The following is a 14,292-nucleotide window of genomic DNA, read 5'->3' as shown; positions in this document are numbered from 1 at the left end:
TTGCGGCGGGCCGCTGGCCGCTGACACTTCTCTTGAGGACACAGAGTATGAGTTTTATCCCTACCGATTTACATTTTGCCGAAAGCCATGAGTGGGCACGCCTGGAAGCTGACGGTACCGTCACCGTGGGCATCAGCGATCATGCGCAGGAAGCCTTGGGCGATGTGGTATTCGTCGAGCTGACTGAAGTCGGTAAGGTCTTTGGCGCAGGTGACCAGGCCGGTGTGGTCGAGTCGGTCAAAGCCGCTTCCGACATCTACTCCCCAGTTGCGGGTGAAGTGATTGCGGTCAACGAAGAGTTGGGCGGTTCGCCGGAACTGCTGAACTCCGATCCGTACGGTGCCTGGATCTTCAAGCTCAAGCCAAGCGACAAGGCCGAGGTGGGCACGTTGCTCGATGCGGCAGGCTATAAGGCTGCTATCGGCGAATAAGGACGACTGCACCTGTGGGAGCGAGCTTGCTCGCGATAGCGGTGGACCAGCAGCATTGATGTTGACTGACACACTGCTATCGCGAGCAAGCTCGCTCCCACAGGGGGGACGGCCTCGGGGTGTTCACCGGGCAAAAAAATGCCGCTCCATCGAGCGGCATTTTTTATGGGCCGGGAATCAGTCCTGGGCGACGGCGTTTTTCGCCAGGATTGCGTTGGCCAGTTCCATGTCCGTGGCTTGCAGGCCTGGGTTGTCGGCACGCACTTTCTGCATCGCCGCTTCCAGGTAGGGGCCACGAATACCGCCGTCACTGGCGACGAAACTGCCGGCGTCGTCCTGGGCGGCGACGATCAGCTTGTGATCCTTGAAAGTCAGGTAGGTGGAACCGGTGGTCGCACCGGATGAGATGACGTTACGCCAAAACGTGTCGGCCATTGCCGAGCCAACAGGAAGAGACAGCAAGGCTAGGGTAGCGACAGCAAGTTTGAGACGCATGATGGGTGACTCCACTGGGTTAACTATGACGTTGGATTACCTGCGCCTCTATTCAGTTCCATGACTTCTCAGTCAGCCCTTTCCACCTGCAGCACCGCGCCTTCCTGCGCCACCACCCTGACCCGCGTGCCCACGGACGACTCGGGCCCCTTGGCGATCCAGACGCTGTCGGCCACCTTGATCTTGCCGCGGCCATCGACAATCGCTTCATGAACCTGGAAGACCTTGCCGATCAGCTCTTGCCCGCGCAGGTTCAGGTGCGGTTGATCGCTTTGGCGCACCGCGCTGCGCTGGCGCCGCCACCAGTACAGTGCTGTTGCGATGGCGAACAGGCCGAACAACAGGAACTGCAGCTCCCACGGCAGCTGCGGCAGGATGAACGTGAGCACGCCGACTGCCGCTGCGGCCATGCCGATCCACAGCAAGTAGCCGCCGGCGCCGAACACTTCGAGGATCAGCAGGATGACGCCCAGCGCCAGCCAGTCCCAGTACGACATGTGTTGCAGGAACATCCACATACGCGCGCCTCAGGCTTTCTTGCTGTCGAAGGTGGCCTTGACGATCTCGCCAATGCCGCCGACCGCACCGATGACCTGGCTGGCTTCCAGTGGCATCAGGATCACCTTGCTGTTGTTGGCCGAAGCCAGTTTGCCCAGCGCATCGATGTATTTCTGCGCGACGAAGTAGTTCACGGCCTGGACGTTGCCGTCGGCAATCGCCTGGGACACCACCTGGGTGGCCAGCGCTTCGGCTTGTGCCTGGCGCTCGCGGGCCTCGGACTCCAGGAACGCGGCCTGGCGGCTGCCTTCGGCCTCGAGGATCTGCGCCTGCTTCTTGCCTTCGGCGGTGAGAATCGCCGACGCTCGCAGGCCCTCGGCTTCGAGGATCTGGGCACGCTTGATACGTTCGGCTTTCATCTGCCCCGACATGGCGGCCATCAGGTCGGCTGGCGGGCTGATGTCCTTGATCTCGATCCGGGTGATCTTGATGCCCCACGGCGCTGTGGCTTCATCGACGGTGCGCAGCAGTTTTTCGTTGATACCGTCGCGCTGGCTGAGCATCGCGTCCAGCTCCATGGACCCCAGCACGGTACGGATATTGGTTTGCAGCAGGTTGCGGATGGCGTGCTCGAGGTTGTTGACCTCGTAGGCGGCCTGGGCCGTATTGACCACCTGGAAGAAGCACACGGCGTCGATCTGCACTGTGGCGTTGTCGGCGGTAATGACTTCCTGGGGTGGGATGTCCAGCACGCTTTCCATGACATTGATCTTGCGCCCAATGCGGTCCATCACCGGGATGATGATGTTCAGGCCGGGCTTGAGCGTGTTGGTGTAGCGCCCGAACCGCTCGACGGTCCATTGGTAGCCTTGGGGCACGACCTTGAAACCCATGAACAGGATGGCGACCACGAGGCCGATGAAAAGTAAAAGTACGCTACCGATCTGCATGACGGTTCCCTGTGCGAATTGAGATAGACCTGCGAGCCCTGAGTGTAGGGCACGCGGCCATTATCATCATTCTGTGGGAGCAAACCTATGTGAGAGCAAGCCCATGTTTGTGGGAGCAAAGCTTGCTCGCGATGCAGGCACCGCGCTTCCCCGAGAGGCCGCGTCGTCTTCTTCGCGGGCAAGCCTTGCTCCCACCCGCTGGCGCTACTTCTGCTCGCTCTGCGGCGTCACCCGCAGCACTTCCTCGACCGTGGTCAAGCCCGCCGCCACCTTTTGCGCCCCCGACAGCCGCAGGCTGCGCATGCCTTCCTTGAATGCCTGGCGGCGCACCGCCAGCAGGTCGGTGTCGGGGTGGATCAAGGCCTTGACGCTGTCGGTCAGTTGCATGATTTCGTAGACGCCGGCGCGGCCGCGGTAACCGGTGTCACGGCATTCCAGGCAACCGACGGCCTGTTGGGCATTGCTTGGCAGCGGCGCCTGCCAGGGCCTCGTCAGGGTTTGCCAGTCATCGTCATCCAGGGCCAGGGGGGCCTTGCATTGCGGGCACAGGGTGCGCACCAGCCGCTGGGCCATGACCCCGAGCACGGTGGCCTTGATCAGGTAATGGGGCACACCCAGCTCCAGCAGGCGGCTGATGGCGCTCGGCGCGTCGTTGGTGTGCAGCGTCGACAGCACAAGGTGCCCGGTGAGCGCCGCCTGGATTGCCATCTCGGCGGTCTCCAGGTCGCGGATTTCACCGATCATGATGATGTCCGGGTCTTGCCGCATCAGTGCCCGTACCCCGGCGGCGAAGGTCAGGTCGATGTTGTGCTGGACTTGCATCTGGTTGAAGGAGGCCTCGACCATTTCAATCGGGTCCTCGATGGTGCAGAGGTTCACTTCCGGCGTCGCCAGTTTCTTGAGCGTGGTGTAGAGGGTGGTGGTCTTGCCGGAGCCGGTGGGTCCGGTCACCAGGATGATGCCGTTGGGTTGGCGGGTCATGTCTTGCCAGCGACGCAGATCGTCGGCGGAGAAGCCGAGTTGGTCGAAGTCCTTGAGCAACACTTCCGGGTCGAAGATCCGCATGACCATTTTTTCGCCGAACGCGGTGGGCAATGTCGACAGGCGCAATTCCACTTCACCACCGTCCGGTGTCTTGGTCTTGACCCGGCCGTCCTGGGGTTTGCGTTTTTCCGCGACATTCATCCGCCCCAGGCTCTTGAGACGGCTGACGATTGCCATCGTGACCTGCGGCGGGAACTGATAGACGGTGTGCAGCACCCCGTCGATGCGAAACCGCACGGTGCCCTGCTCGCGGCGCGGTTCGATGTGGATATCACTGGCGCGCTGCTGGAAGGCGTACTGGAACAGCCAGTCGACGATATTGACGATGTGGGCGTCGTTGGCGTCCGGCTCCTGGTCGCTGGCGCCGAGGTTGAGCAACTGTTCGAAATTGCTCAGGTTGCTCGGTTGCTGATCGACCGTGGTGGCGCCGCTGACCGATTTGGCCAGGCGATAGAACTCCACGCTCAAGCGCTGGATGTCCACCGGATTGGCGACCACCCGCTTGATCGGCAGCTTGAGCACGTGGGTCAGGTCGGCTTCCCAGCTATTGACGTAGGGCTGTGCGCTGGCGACGGTGACGGCGTCACGATCGACCGCCACCGCAAGGATCTTGTGGCGCTGGGCAAAGGCGTAGGACATCAAGGGCGTCACGGCGGCGACATTGATTTTCAACGGGTCGATGCGCATGTACGGCTGGCTGGCCTGTTGAGACAACCACAGGGTCAGGTTCTCCAGGTCCAGGCGCTTGCCGGGCCGGCTGAGGTCATCCAGATGCTGGTTGGCGATGAACTCCAGCGGATGCAACTGGCTATTGGCGCTGTGGCGTCGACGGGCGTTCAGCGCGGTTTCGGCTGAATCCTGGCTGATGAGGCCCTGGGTGACCAGTTGGCGCAGCAGATCGTTGAGGTCCAGCCAGCGGTCCTGAGTGGCGTGTTTGGTGGACATGCGGGTTCCTATTGGACAATTGCAGCAAAGCCGCGATACAGACGCCTCGGCGTCCTCGCTCGGTCTGCAAAAGAATAGTCCCGACGCTGTAGATCGTTGGGCCACTACCCGACCAATGCGTTGCGAAATCTTGCCCGTGGACCCTCATCCCGCTGCGTGGGCCGACCCAACCCGCGCTATATCAGCGTCTTGCAGGTCCACCGAGCAGACGCTGATCAAGTTACGTAATTTTTCTGCGATGACCTGGGCACGGTGCCAGCTCAGCCCGTCCATGACGATGTCCAGCGACAACACATCGTCGAGGCGCTCGACCTGAACCTGCCGGGGCGTCAGGCCCTGCAAGGCGAACAGGTTCAACGCCCGGCAGAGTAAATCCGGCTCGGCTTCGGCCAATATCTGGTACTGCACCCGGCAATGGGTATTGGCGACGTGCCAGACGTCGGCGCGGGTCGGGGTGATGGCAACGGCTTCGTGTGGGGGCATGTTCGGTCTCCTGGGCGGCGGGAGAAATATTTACATGCGCCTCGGGGTATTTCTTATCTAAGATGAGTGATTCTGGCGATATTTCGAATCGCTTGATTCTCTGAATCATTCATTTCGGGTTTGATTATGCATAGCGAGCTGGATAGCTACGACCGCAAGATACTGGCGCTGCTGCAGGAGGATGCCTCGCTGTCCAGTGCGCAGATCGCCGAACAGGTCGGCTTGTCTCAATCGCCATGTTGGCGGCGGATCCAGCGGATGAAGGACGAGGGCATCATTCGCGGGCAGGTGACCCTGCTGGATCGCAAAAAAATCGGCCTCAACACGCAGATCTTCGCCGAAATCAAACTCAACGCTCACGGTCGTTCGAACTTCACCGAATTCACCGAGGCAATCCGCGGCTTCCCCGAAGTGCTGGAGTGTTACGTGCTGATGGGGGCGGTGGATTTCCTGCTGCGCATCGTCACGGCGGATATCGAGGCGTATGAGCGATTCTTTTTCGAAAAGCTGTCGATGGTGCCGGGGATCCAGGAAGTGAACTCGATCGTGGCGCTGTCCGAGATCAAGTCGACGACGAGCTTGCCGGTACTGCGCTGAGCTGGTTCTTGCGGTGTTTGTGCTGGCCTCATCGCGAGCCAGCTCGCTCCCACAGGGGATCTCTGTTCCCTGAAGATCCGGTGTGGGAGCGAGCTTGCTCGCGATGGCGGTATCACAGGCGCAACAAAGTCTTCCAAGCCCGATTCTGGTAAACCGCAATCGCCTGCTGCTTGCGCGCATCCAGCGTTTCGTCGGTGATCGGTTGGTTGGCCAGTTGCGCCAGTTTGTTCAATTCACCGTAGAGGCGATCCATTTCCGGAATCTCCAGCACATGGCGAGCGTGGTGCAGCCAGGCCTGGATGCGTTCGATACGCGGCAGTTGCTCGGCCAGGTCTTCCGGCTGCTGCTGGTAGCGTTGCAGCTGCAGGGCCGAGGATTCTTCGCCCAGCAGGCGCGGCAGCCAGCTGCCCAGTTGCGCCGCGCCCTGGCGATTGCCACGGGTGTTGCGCTCGGCGGCCCAGCTGCGCGCCAGCAGCCAGCGTGAAGTGTTGAGGGAAAACAGGCCCCAGCGCGGGTCTTGCAGCTCTTCAAGGAACTGTTCCGGCGCCGCCTTGCGCACGTCTTCGTCATCCAGGCCGGCCTGGACCAGTGGGCGCCAGTCTTCCAGCAACGCGTCCAGGGCCAGGCGCAAGTCGTGGGTCGATTGGCGCGGCGCGGCCTGGCCGAGGCTGCTGAGCAGGGCGCGCAGTTCGGCGAGATTTTCCACCCAGTCCTGCAGCAGGCGCCAGTGGCCGTTGAAACGGTATTGCTCGGCCAGGCGTTGGCTGCTGCCGAGCAGATGCCAGCTCAGCGCGGCGAAGGCGTCATCCAGCGGCGTTTCGGCGGTCAGTTGCGGGGCCGGCAGGCTGAGAGCGTAGCTGCCCGCGTCATGCAGGCGATAGCCGCGCTCGGCCTTGCTGATGTCGCAGGGCATCAGGGGCAGGGTCGCGGCCAGCTCGGCGGCCAGTTCCAGCAGGGCGGCGGGTTCGCCTTCGCGCAGTTCCAGCTCCAGTTCGCAGATTTCTTCCTTCTGCTTGCCGACCGCCACGTGGCCCAGGTCCAGGGCGGCTTCGATGACTACCTTGCTTTTGCCACGGCCCCAAGCAATCTCAGCGCGTTCGCGAACGAAATCGGTGGTGAAGATGGCCTTGAGGGTTTTCTTGTCCAGTTCGGCCAAGGCCTCGGGCCAGCATTCGCCGTCGAGCTTCTTCAGGTCGAGCTTGGCCTTGGGCAGGTGCCAATCGTACTCGTTGCGCTCGGACAGGCCGGCGACGCTCTGGCCGCGGGTCTTGAGGGTCTGGATCACCTCTTCGCCATCGCGACGCAGGCGCAGGGCGACCTTGGCCTGGGCCAGGTCACGCTCCGGTGTGTCGAAATACTGGTTCATCAGTTCGTGGCGTTCCCAGCCACTCTTGTTGCGTTTTTTCAGCAGCGGATGCTCGCGCAAGGCTGCCAGGGTCTCGCGGCTGACGCGGAGTTTGATTTCGGTTTCTTTCTGCATGGCCGGAAAATCCAGGGATCGGGTGCGCAGCCGGGGGAAGGTGTGGCTGCCAAGGTCGTGCAGTGTACAGGACTCACTCGCCCTAGGTGCTGCGGCGGTTTATTCCTGGCGCCAGATGGTTCTATGATGAACGTCAATCTGTAAGCCCGGAGTCAGCGATGCCTTTGCCGTCCATGAAAGATCAATTCGCTGCCCTGATCGCCGCACCTTCGGTCAGTTGCACCCAACCTGGGCTGGACCAGTCCAACAGTGCCGTGATCGAGCTGCTGGCAGGCTGGCTCACGGAGCTGGGGTTCTCCTGTGATATCCAGCAGGTCAACCCTGGCAAGTTCAATTTGCTGGCCAGTTTTGGCAGTGGTCCTGGCGGCCTGGTGTTGGCGGGCCACAGCGACACCGTGCCGTTCGATGGCGCGTTGTGGCAGACCGATCCGTTGAAGCTCACCGAGGTCGATGGCCGTTGGGTGGGCCTGGGCAGTTGTGACATGAAGGGGTTTTTTGCCTTGGTCATTGAAGCGGTCAAGCCGCTGTTGGACCAACCGTTCAAGCAACCGCTGCTGATTCTCGCGACCTGCGACGAAGAAAGCTCCATGGCCGGTGCCCGGGCCCTGGCTGATGCCGGGCGACCGCTGGGACGCGCGGCGGTGATCGGCGAGCCGACCGGCCTGCGGCCGATTCGCCTGCACAAAGGCGTGATGATGGAACGCATCGACATTCTCGGGCGCAGCGGCCACTCCTCCGATCCGAGCCTGGGCCACAGCGCGCTGGAGGCCATGCACGATGCCATGGGCGAACTGCGCGGCCTGCGCCTGCAATGGCAGCGTGAGTTCCGTAATCCGCAGTTCAGCGTGCCACAACCGACGCTGAACTTCGGTTGCATCCATGGTGGCGACAACCCCAACCGCATCTGCGGCCAGTGCTCCATGGAGTTCGACCTGCGGCCCTTGCCGGGCATGGATCCACAAGTGTTGCGAGCAGCGATCCGGCAGAAGCTCGAGCCCATTGCCGAGCGGCACAAGGTCAAGATCGACTATGCGCCGCTGTTCCCCGAGGTCCCGCCGTTCGAACAGGCCGAGGATGCCGAACTGGTGCGGGTAGCCGAGCGACTCACCGGCTATCGCGCCGAAGCAGTAGCGTTCGGCACCGAAGCACCTTATCTTCAGCGCCTTGGCTGCGAAACCCTGGTGCTTGGCCCTGGCGATATCGCCTGCGCCCACCAGCCGGGCGAGTACCTTGAAATGTCACGTTTGCAACCTACCGTACAGCTGTTGCGACAGTTGATCGGCCATTATTGCCTGACGCCGGCCACGGCCGGTTAAATTGCCCCCTCGCGGGTCCGTATTCATCACATGAGGAGAGCGCGCGTGTCGCCAAGCCTGTTCCGACGATAACCACCAGCCCGTTTGTGCGTTCTGTTTCGTCTTTTTTTGGCTGTTATTTATTACAGGTCCAGGTTCATGCCCGAATACGTCAACTGGCTTCGTCACGCTTCGCCCTACATTAACGCCCACCGCGATTGCACCTTCATCGTCATGCTGCCCGGCGATGGGGTGGAACACCCTAATTTCGGCAACATCGTCCATGACCTGGTATTGCTGCACAGCCTCGGCGTGCGCCTGGTACTGGTCCATGGTTCACGCCCGCAGATCGAGACCCGCCTCGCCGCGCGGGGCCTCACGCCGCATTACCACCACGGCATGCGCATCACCGATGCCGCGACCCTGGAGTGCGTGATCGACGCGGTCGGCCAGTTGCGCATCGCCATCGAGGCCCGTCTGTCCATGGACATGGCGTCCTCGCCCATGCAGGGCTCGCGGCTGCGGGTCGCCAGCGGCAACCTGGTCACCGCGCGTCCCATCGGCGTGCTCGAAGGCGTGGATTATCACCACACCGGTGAAGTGCGCCGGGTCGATCGCAAGGGCATCAATCGCCTGCTGGACGAGCGCTCCATCGTATTGCTGTCGCCGTTGGGTTATTCGCCCACCGGCGAGATCTTCAACCTGGCCTGTGAAGACGTCGCCACCCGCGCGGCCATCGACCTGGCGGCCGACAAGCTACTGCTGTTCGGGGCTGAGCAGGGACTGATCGGCGAGGACGGACGGCTGGTTCGCGAACTGCGTCCGCAACAGGTTCCGGGTCATATGCAACGCTTGGGCAGCGACTATCAGGCCGAACTGCTGGATGCGGCGGCCCAGGCCTGTCGTGGCGGCGTGGCGCGCAGCCATATCGTCAGCTATGCCGAGGACGGTGCGTTGCTGGCTGAGCTGTTCACCCGCGATGGCAGCGGTACGCTGGTGGCCCAGGAACAATTCGAAGTGGTACGCGAGGCGGCCATCGAGGATGTCGGCGGCCTGCTTGACCTGATCAGTCCGCTGGAGGAACAGGGAATCCTGGTGCGTCGCTCCCGCGAAGTGCTGGAGCGCGAGATCGAACAGTTCAGCGTGGTCGAGCGCGAAGGCATGATCATCGCTTGCGCGGCGCTGTACCAGATCGCCGATTCGGATGCCGGGGAGCTGGCCTGCCTGGCAGTGAACCCGGAGTACCGCCACGGTGGCCGCGGCGATGAGCTGCTGGAACGGATCGAAACCCGGGCTCGCGCCCAAGGGCTCAAGACGCTGTTCGTGCTGACGACGCGGACTGCCCACTGGTTCCGTGAACGTGGTTTTGAACCCAGCACTGTCGAGCGCCTGCCGGCGGCGCGGGCTTCGCTCTACAACTACCAGCGCAATTCGAAAATCTTCGAAAAAACCTTGTAGGCGGCCGTCGAAAAACTTGCCCTGTCGCGATTTTCTTGATTTCAGACAATGAGCGGCTAGTCTGGAACACGTCAAGATCGCGGCATGCGCGAACTGTCTTGAACAGGAATCGAAGGCGCAGGAGGCGCGCAAACAGAGCTCGTCGCCAAGAATTCGCGGGCCTCGTAAATCCCCGACGAATTATCGTTCAGTAATTTCCTGCGTCGCCGATAAGTCATGTCACGGCCTGATGGTGCTGTGATGATGGCCATATGTCGAAACGAGCTGAAAACTGTTGAAACAATTCTTTTTGGAATTATAAAGAATCCATTATCCTGCGGGCCGGTGTAGAGGGGGTTAGACCATAGTCGTAGTCATAAATGGTTACGATTGACTTGTCAGTCACGGTCTGGCGCTAATCGCGCATCCGCGGAATCCGGGCGTTCGATCCGGAACCAAAGACACACAAGAATTAGAAAACGAGAGGAGCTAAGCATGAAGAAGTCCACCTTGGCCATTGCTGTGGCCGTTGGGGTTTTGGCGCAGCAGGCAGGCGCCGCCGGTTTTATTGAAGACAGCAAGGCGTCTGTCAGTTCTCGTACGCTGTACTTCGATAACGATAACCGCGAAGGCGGCAATGATCAGCGTGAGACAGCCACTGGTCTGAAGTTCGACTACAAGTCCGGCTTCACTCAAGGCGTCGTTGGTTTTGGTATCGATGCCCAGGCATTGGTGGGTATCCACCTCGATGGCGGTAAAGGCCATCACCCGGATACCAACTCTTTCGTTCCAAGTGATTCCGATGGTTCCGCCGTACACGACTGGAGCCGTCTGTCGGGTAACGTCAAGGCGTTGTTCTCCAAGACCGAGGCCCATCTGGGTGGCGCCCTGGCGCCTAACCTGCCGATCCTGGTCGCCAGCGACGGTCGTCTGCTGCCGCAAACCTTTGAAGGTGGCACCATCACCTCCAAGGAAATCGACAATGTGACGTTCAACGCCGGTCAGTTGGAACACGTTGTTGGTCGTGCCGGGAGCAACAGCACCGGCATGTCAGTAAACGGCGGTACTGAAGACAGCAATCAGTTCCGTTACGGCGGTGCCGACTGGAAGGTCACCAAGGACCTGACGCTGCAGTACTACTACGCCAACTTGCAGGATTACTACAAGCAGCACTTCCTGGGCGCCGTACACGTTTTCCCGATCAGCGAGGGCCAGTCGTTCAAGACTGACCTGCGTTACTTCGACAGCAGCTCGGATGGCCGCAACGGTGATGCTGGCTATCGCTTCAACAACAACGGTGGCTATGCCAAGAACCCGGGCGAGGTCGATAACAAGACCTGGAGTGCCATGTTCACTTACACCCTGGGCGGCAGCGCGTTCCTGTTGGGTCACCAACAAGTCGGCGATGATGGTGGCTTCGTCTACCTGAACCAGGGCAGCCTGCTCAATGACGCCGGTCGTAACGAAGGCGCGGGTGGTTCCAGCTTCTACCTGTTCACCGATAGCATGATCAACGCGTTTGTCCGTGCCGGTGAAAACACCACCTTCGGTCAATACTCCTACGACTTCACGGCCCTGGGTGCTCCAGGCCTGAAGGCTTCGATTGCCTACCTGCACGGTGATGACATCAAGTCGGCTACCGGCGGCAGCGACACGTCCGAGTGGGAACGTGACATGCGCCTGGACTACGTCGTCCAGCAAGGCCCTCTGAAAGGCTTCGGCACCACCTTGCGTCACGGCGCCTACCGTGGCAGCGGCACCGGTATTGCCGACCAGGATCAGACCCGCCTGATCTTCAACTACACTTACAACTTCATGTAAGACGTAGTCGCGTTAAAAAGCCCCGCCCGACATTGCGTCTGGCGGGGCTTTTTTGTTGACCGACTCAGCGTTGTGGTGCGGACTCTATCGCGTCCTTACGCAGTATGAACGCGCTGAACGCCAGGAAATCATCCAGATGCCCGGTGATGATGGCAACCATGATCGGCAATTGCAGCGCCTGGTAGTCATGCACGGCGATATTCCTGAAGCCCACCATGTTCTTCAGGTTCTTCACCAGGCCCTCTTGCACCCAGCCCCCTTGGAAAAGCAACTCGAATGTATCGCGAGCACTTTGCGGGACACCCAATCGCTCACGTCGAATCAAATGCTGTCCCATATCCAGGGCCGCTTCACACGCACGCTGGATGTTCAGGACGGCCGAATCCTGGCGAGTGAAATCGGTGGCAAACGTAGCAGGATCCTTCTCATATTCCTCCCGTACTCTGGCGACGCAGCGCTCGATACTTGCTGCCTTATTGATCAGTACGTCATCGGCCATACACGCTGCCTTCTTCCTGGATATCCTTGAGCAATCCCGCCCGAGCCTCATCGAGAGCGGTTTTTTCGCTGAGAATGAAACACTCGAACAACCCCGCCTGTACGTCTCTGGCCCAGAGTCTCTGGCCTCGGGTCACAATCTGGTATTGCATGACGGTCGTTGCCCCGCGCAGATCAATCAGATCTACCGGACTGCCCGCGATATCCGCCAAATCACCTGAAAGCTGCCATAACGACACAGGGTCAACCTCGCCGGACAAGAGCACAGCCAGATCGACATCACTGCCAGGCCCCGCGGTGCCCTGTGCATGGCTCCCGAACAGGTAAACCGCGAGCAGGCCGGGGAGATGGTTTTGCAGGTGAGTCAACAAGGCTTGAGTGTTCATGTTGCCTATCCTAGCCGCTCGTCCTGAAACCGCGTCAATAATTTCGTCATGTGAATACAAAACAAAAAAGCCCCGCCCGGCAATACGCCGGGCGGGGCTTTTGCGTTTCGGGTCTGGCCCACCCCTGTAGCCTTCCCCGAACCTTCTCCTCTTTTCAGCAACTCGAGGCCTTCTCGAAACCTCGGAAATGATCTTGGGCCGCTATGCGTTGTGGTGCCAGTGAACAGTTTTTTATATTCACTAGAGATCTAAATAAATGGATATTTATTCTTTTTAAAGCAAACGAAACCGGTGCAAAGTTGGGCTCACAACAACCTCATCCAGGAGCCGCACCATGAGCCTCAGACTCGGCGACATCGCCCCCGACTTCGAACAGGATTCCACCGCCGGCAAGATTCGCTTTCACGAGTGGCTCGGTGACAGCTGGGGTGTGCTGTTTTCCCATCCGGCGGATTTCACGCCCGTGTGCACCACCGAGTTGGGCCTGACCGCCAAGCTCAAGGACGAGTTCGCCCAGCGCGGGGTCAAGGCCATTGCCCTTTCGGTCGACCCGGTGGACTCGCACCACAAGTGGATCGAGGACATCAACGAGACCCAGAACGCCGTGGTCAATTTTCCGATCCTGGCCGATGCCGATCGCAAGGTGTCGGACCTGTACGACTTGATCCATCCCAACGCCAGTGACACTTTGACGGTGCGTTCCTTGTTCGTGATCGACCCGAACAAGAAGATCCGCCTGACCATTACCTACCCGGCCAGCACCGGACGCAATTTCAATGAGATCCTGCGGGTGATCGACTCGCTCCAATTGACCGACAACTACAAAGTCGCCACCCCGGCCAACTGGCAGGACGGTGACGAGGTGGTGATCGTACCGTCGCTCAAGGATGAAGAGGAGCTCAAGCAGCGTTTTCCCAAGGGCTACCGCGCTGTGAAACCTTATCTGCGCCTGACCCCGCAGCCCAATCGCTGACGCAAAACCTGACCTGAACCTGTGGGAGCGAGCTTGCTCGCGATAGCGGTCTATCAGTCGACATCGCCGCTGGCAGATCCGACGCCATCGCGAGCAAGCTCGCTCCCACAGGGAAATAGCTGTGCACTAAGGGTTTTGGCCGTTTCGACGGCCTTTTTTATTGCATTTGGGAAAGTGAATTTTATATCTCTAAATTGCATAACCAAATGAATAAATATGATTTAAAGATATAATAATCCCCTGTTATGGTTTGACCCATGCAGCGAGATCGCCCACCGCGAATCGCACGTGACAGTTAAGGAATCGCAGGCATGTTGGTCGTCTTACTCGGTGGCAGTCCCAGCCAACGCTCCCGCTCCGGGGTGCTGCTGGAGCGGTCGCAACGCTGGTTGCAGCAACAAGGTGTGGAGGTAGTGAGCTATCAGGTGCGCGACTTCCCGGCCGAAGATCTGCTCCATGCCCGTTTCGACAGCCCGAAGGTGGTCGACCTGCTCCAGCAGATCGAAAATGCCGATGGCCTGTTGATTGCCACGCCGGTGTACAAGGCGTCTTTTTCCGGTGCGTTGAAGACCGTGCTGGACCTGCTGCCTGAACGGGCCCTGGCCCATAAAGTGGTGTTGCCGATGGCAACCGGCGGCAGCATCGCCCACATGCTGGCGGTGGATTACGCCCTCAAGCCGGTGTTGTCGGCGCTCAAGGCCCAGGAAATGCTCCACGGGATCTTTGCCGAAGACAGCCAGATCGCTTATGGCGAAGGCAGCGCCCAGGCGCAATTGGTGCCGGCCCTGCAACAGCGCCTGGACGAGGCGCTGGAACAGTTTTTCAGCGCCATGGCCCGTCGGCCCAAGCCGCTGGACCCTCGTGTATTGAACGAACGTTTGTTGAGTGCTCGCTGGAGCATTTGAACCCCGAACACCCTGATTCAACTCACCTTACTCAGCCGCCAACGGCCAAGCAGG

The 14,292-nt window shown here is 60.3% G+C and carries 15 protein-coding genes; 7 read left to right on the top strand and 8 right to left on the bottom strand.

The window, feature by feature from the left end; all coding sequences use genetic code 11:
• The first annotated feature begins 47 nt into the window (after positions 1-47).
• The gene (gene gcvH, locus KI237_RS29025; RefSeq protein ID WP_212798068.1) at positions 48-431 is read left to right on the top strand and encodes a glycine cleavage system protein GcvH; all 384 of its coding nucleotides are present in this window, start codon (positions 48-50) and stop codon (positions 429-431) included.
• Positions 432-608: 177 nt separating this feature from the next.
• Here the strand turns inward: gcvH and KI237_RS29020 are convergent, their stop codons facing one another.
• From KI237_RS29020 to KI237_RS29000, 5 genes are all read right to left on the bottom strand, one after another.
• Positions 609-929 carry a DUF2388 domain-containing protein gene (locus KI237_RS29020; RefSeq protein ID WP_170846005.1) on the bottom strand — a complete coding sequence of 107 codons (321 nt, stop codon included), beginning with the start codon at positions 927-929 and terminating at the stop codon, positions 609-611.
• Between the two features lie 65 nt (positions 930-994).
• Positions 995-1,444 carry an NfeD family protein gene (locus tag KI237_RS29015; RefSeq protein ID WP_212798067.1) on the bottom strand — a complete coding sequence of 150 codons (450 nt, stop codon included), beginning with the start codon at positions 1,442-1,444 and terminating at the stop codon, positions 995-997.
• A gap of 9 nt (positions 1,445-1,453) precedes the next feature.
• Positions 1,454-2,374 (bottom strand): SPFH domain-containing protein, encoded by a 921-nt coding sequence (locus tag KI237_RS29010; protein ID WP_003206668.1) that lies wholly within the window; start codon positions 2,372-2,374, stop codon positions 1,454-1,456.
• A 204-nt stretch (positions 2,375-2,578) separates the two neighbouring features.
• Positions 2,579-4,363 (bottom strand): type IV pilus assembly ATPase TfpB, encoded by a 1,785-nt coding sequence (tfpB, locus tag KI237_RS29005; protein ID WP_212798066.1) that lies wholly within the window; start codon positions 4,361-4,363, stop codon positions 2,579-2,581.
• Between the two features lie 144 nt (positions 4,364-4,507).
• The gene (locus KI237_RS29000; protein WP_212798065.1) at positions 4,508-4,846 is read right to left on the bottom strand and encodes an ACT-like domain-containing protein; all 339 of its coding nucleotides are present in this window, start codon (positions 4,844-4,846) and stop codon (positions 4,508-4,510) included.
• A gap of 126 nt (positions 4,847-4,972) precedes the next feature.
• Here KI237_RS29000 and KI237_RS28995 point away from each other — a divergent pair, with 126 nt between their 5' ends.
• Positions 4,973-5,443 (top strand): Lrp/AsnC family transcriptional regulator, encoded by a 471-nt coding sequence (locus KI237_RS28995; RefSeq protein WP_212798064.1) that lies wholly within the window; start codon positions 4,973-4,975, stop codon positions 5,441-5,443.
• A 112-nt stretch (positions 5,444-5,555) separates the two neighbouring features.
• On the opposite strand, the gene KI237_RS28990 is transcribed toward KI237_RS28995, so the two are convergent.
• Entirely contained in the window at positions 5,556-6,923 is a 1,368-nt protein-coding gene (locus tag KI237_RS28990) for a CYTH domain-containing protein (protein WP_212798063.1), read from the bottom strand.
• A 158-nt stretch (positions 6,924-7,081) separates the two neighbouring features.
• Between KI237_RS28990 and argE the strand changes: the two genes are divergently transcribed.
• From argE to KI237_RS28975, 3 genes are all read left to right on the top strand, one after another.
• Positions 7,082-8,239 (top strand): acetylornithine deacetylase, encoded by a 1,158-nt coding sequence (gene argE / locus KI237_RS28985; protein WP_212798062.1) that lies wholly within the window; start codon positions 7,082-7,084, stop codon positions 8,237-8,239.
• 138 nt (positions 8,240-8,377) lie between these two features.
• A complete protein-coding gene (gene argA / locus KI237_RS28980) occupies positions 8,378-9,676 on the top strand; it encodes an amino-acid N-acetyltransferase (RefSeq protein ID WP_212798061.1) in 1,299 nt (432 codons plus the stop codon).
• 474 nt (positions 9,677-10,150) lie between these two features.
• Complete coding sequence (locus tag KI237_RS28975) at positions 10,151-11,476, top strand: OprD family outer membrane porin (protein ID WP_212798060.1); 1,326 nt, start codon at positions 10,151-10,153, stop codon at positions 11,474-11,476.
• 64 nt (positions 11,477-11,540) lie between these two features.
• Here KI237_RS28975 and hepT read toward each other — a convergent pair whose 3' ends face one another.
• Both hepT and mntA read right to left on the bottom strand, forming a co-directional pair.
• A complete protein-coding gene (hepT, locus tag KI237_RS28970; protein ID WP_212798059.1) occupies positions 11,541-11,975 on the bottom strand; it encodes a type VII toxin-antitoxin system HepT family RNase toxin in 435 nt (144 codons plus the stop codon).
• Complete coding sequence (gene mntA / locus KI237_RS28965; protein ID WP_212798058.1) at positions 11,965-12,360, bottom strand: type VII toxin-antitoxin system MntA family adenylyltransferase antitoxin; 396 nt, start codon at positions 12,358-12,360, stop codon at positions 11,965-11,967. The genes hepT and mntA overlap by 11 nt, the downstream gene beginning before the upstream one ends.
• A 334-nt stretch (positions 12,361-12,694) precedes the next feature.
• On the opposite strand from mntA, the gene KI237_RS28960 reads away from it, so the two are divergent.
• Together KI237_RS28960 and ssuE are read left to right on the top strand one after the other, a co-directional pair.
• Positions 12,695-13,333: a peroxiredoxin gene (locus KI237_RS28960; RefSeq protein WP_212798057.1), complete on the top strand. Its 639-nt coding sequence runs from the start codon at positions 12,695-12,697 to the stop codon at positions 13,331-13,333.
• Between the two features lie 311 nt (positions 13,334-13,644).
• A complete protein-coding gene (gene ssuE / locus KI237_RS28955) occupies positions 13,645-14,238 on the top strand; it encodes an NADPH-dependent FMN reductase (protein ID WP_212798056.1) in 594 nt (197 codons plus the stop codon).
• The last annotated feature ends 54 nt before the right edge of the window (positions 14,239-14,292 follow it).

Origin of the sequence: Pseudomonas sp. St316 (genome assembly GCF_018325905.1) — a bacterium.
Lineage (GTDB): Bacteria > Pseudomonadota > Gammaproteobacteria > Pseudomonadales > Pseudomonadaceae > Aquipseudomonas.
Note: the sequence above shows the minus strand (reverse complement) of the source record. Positions and strands in the feature narration are given on the sequence as shown.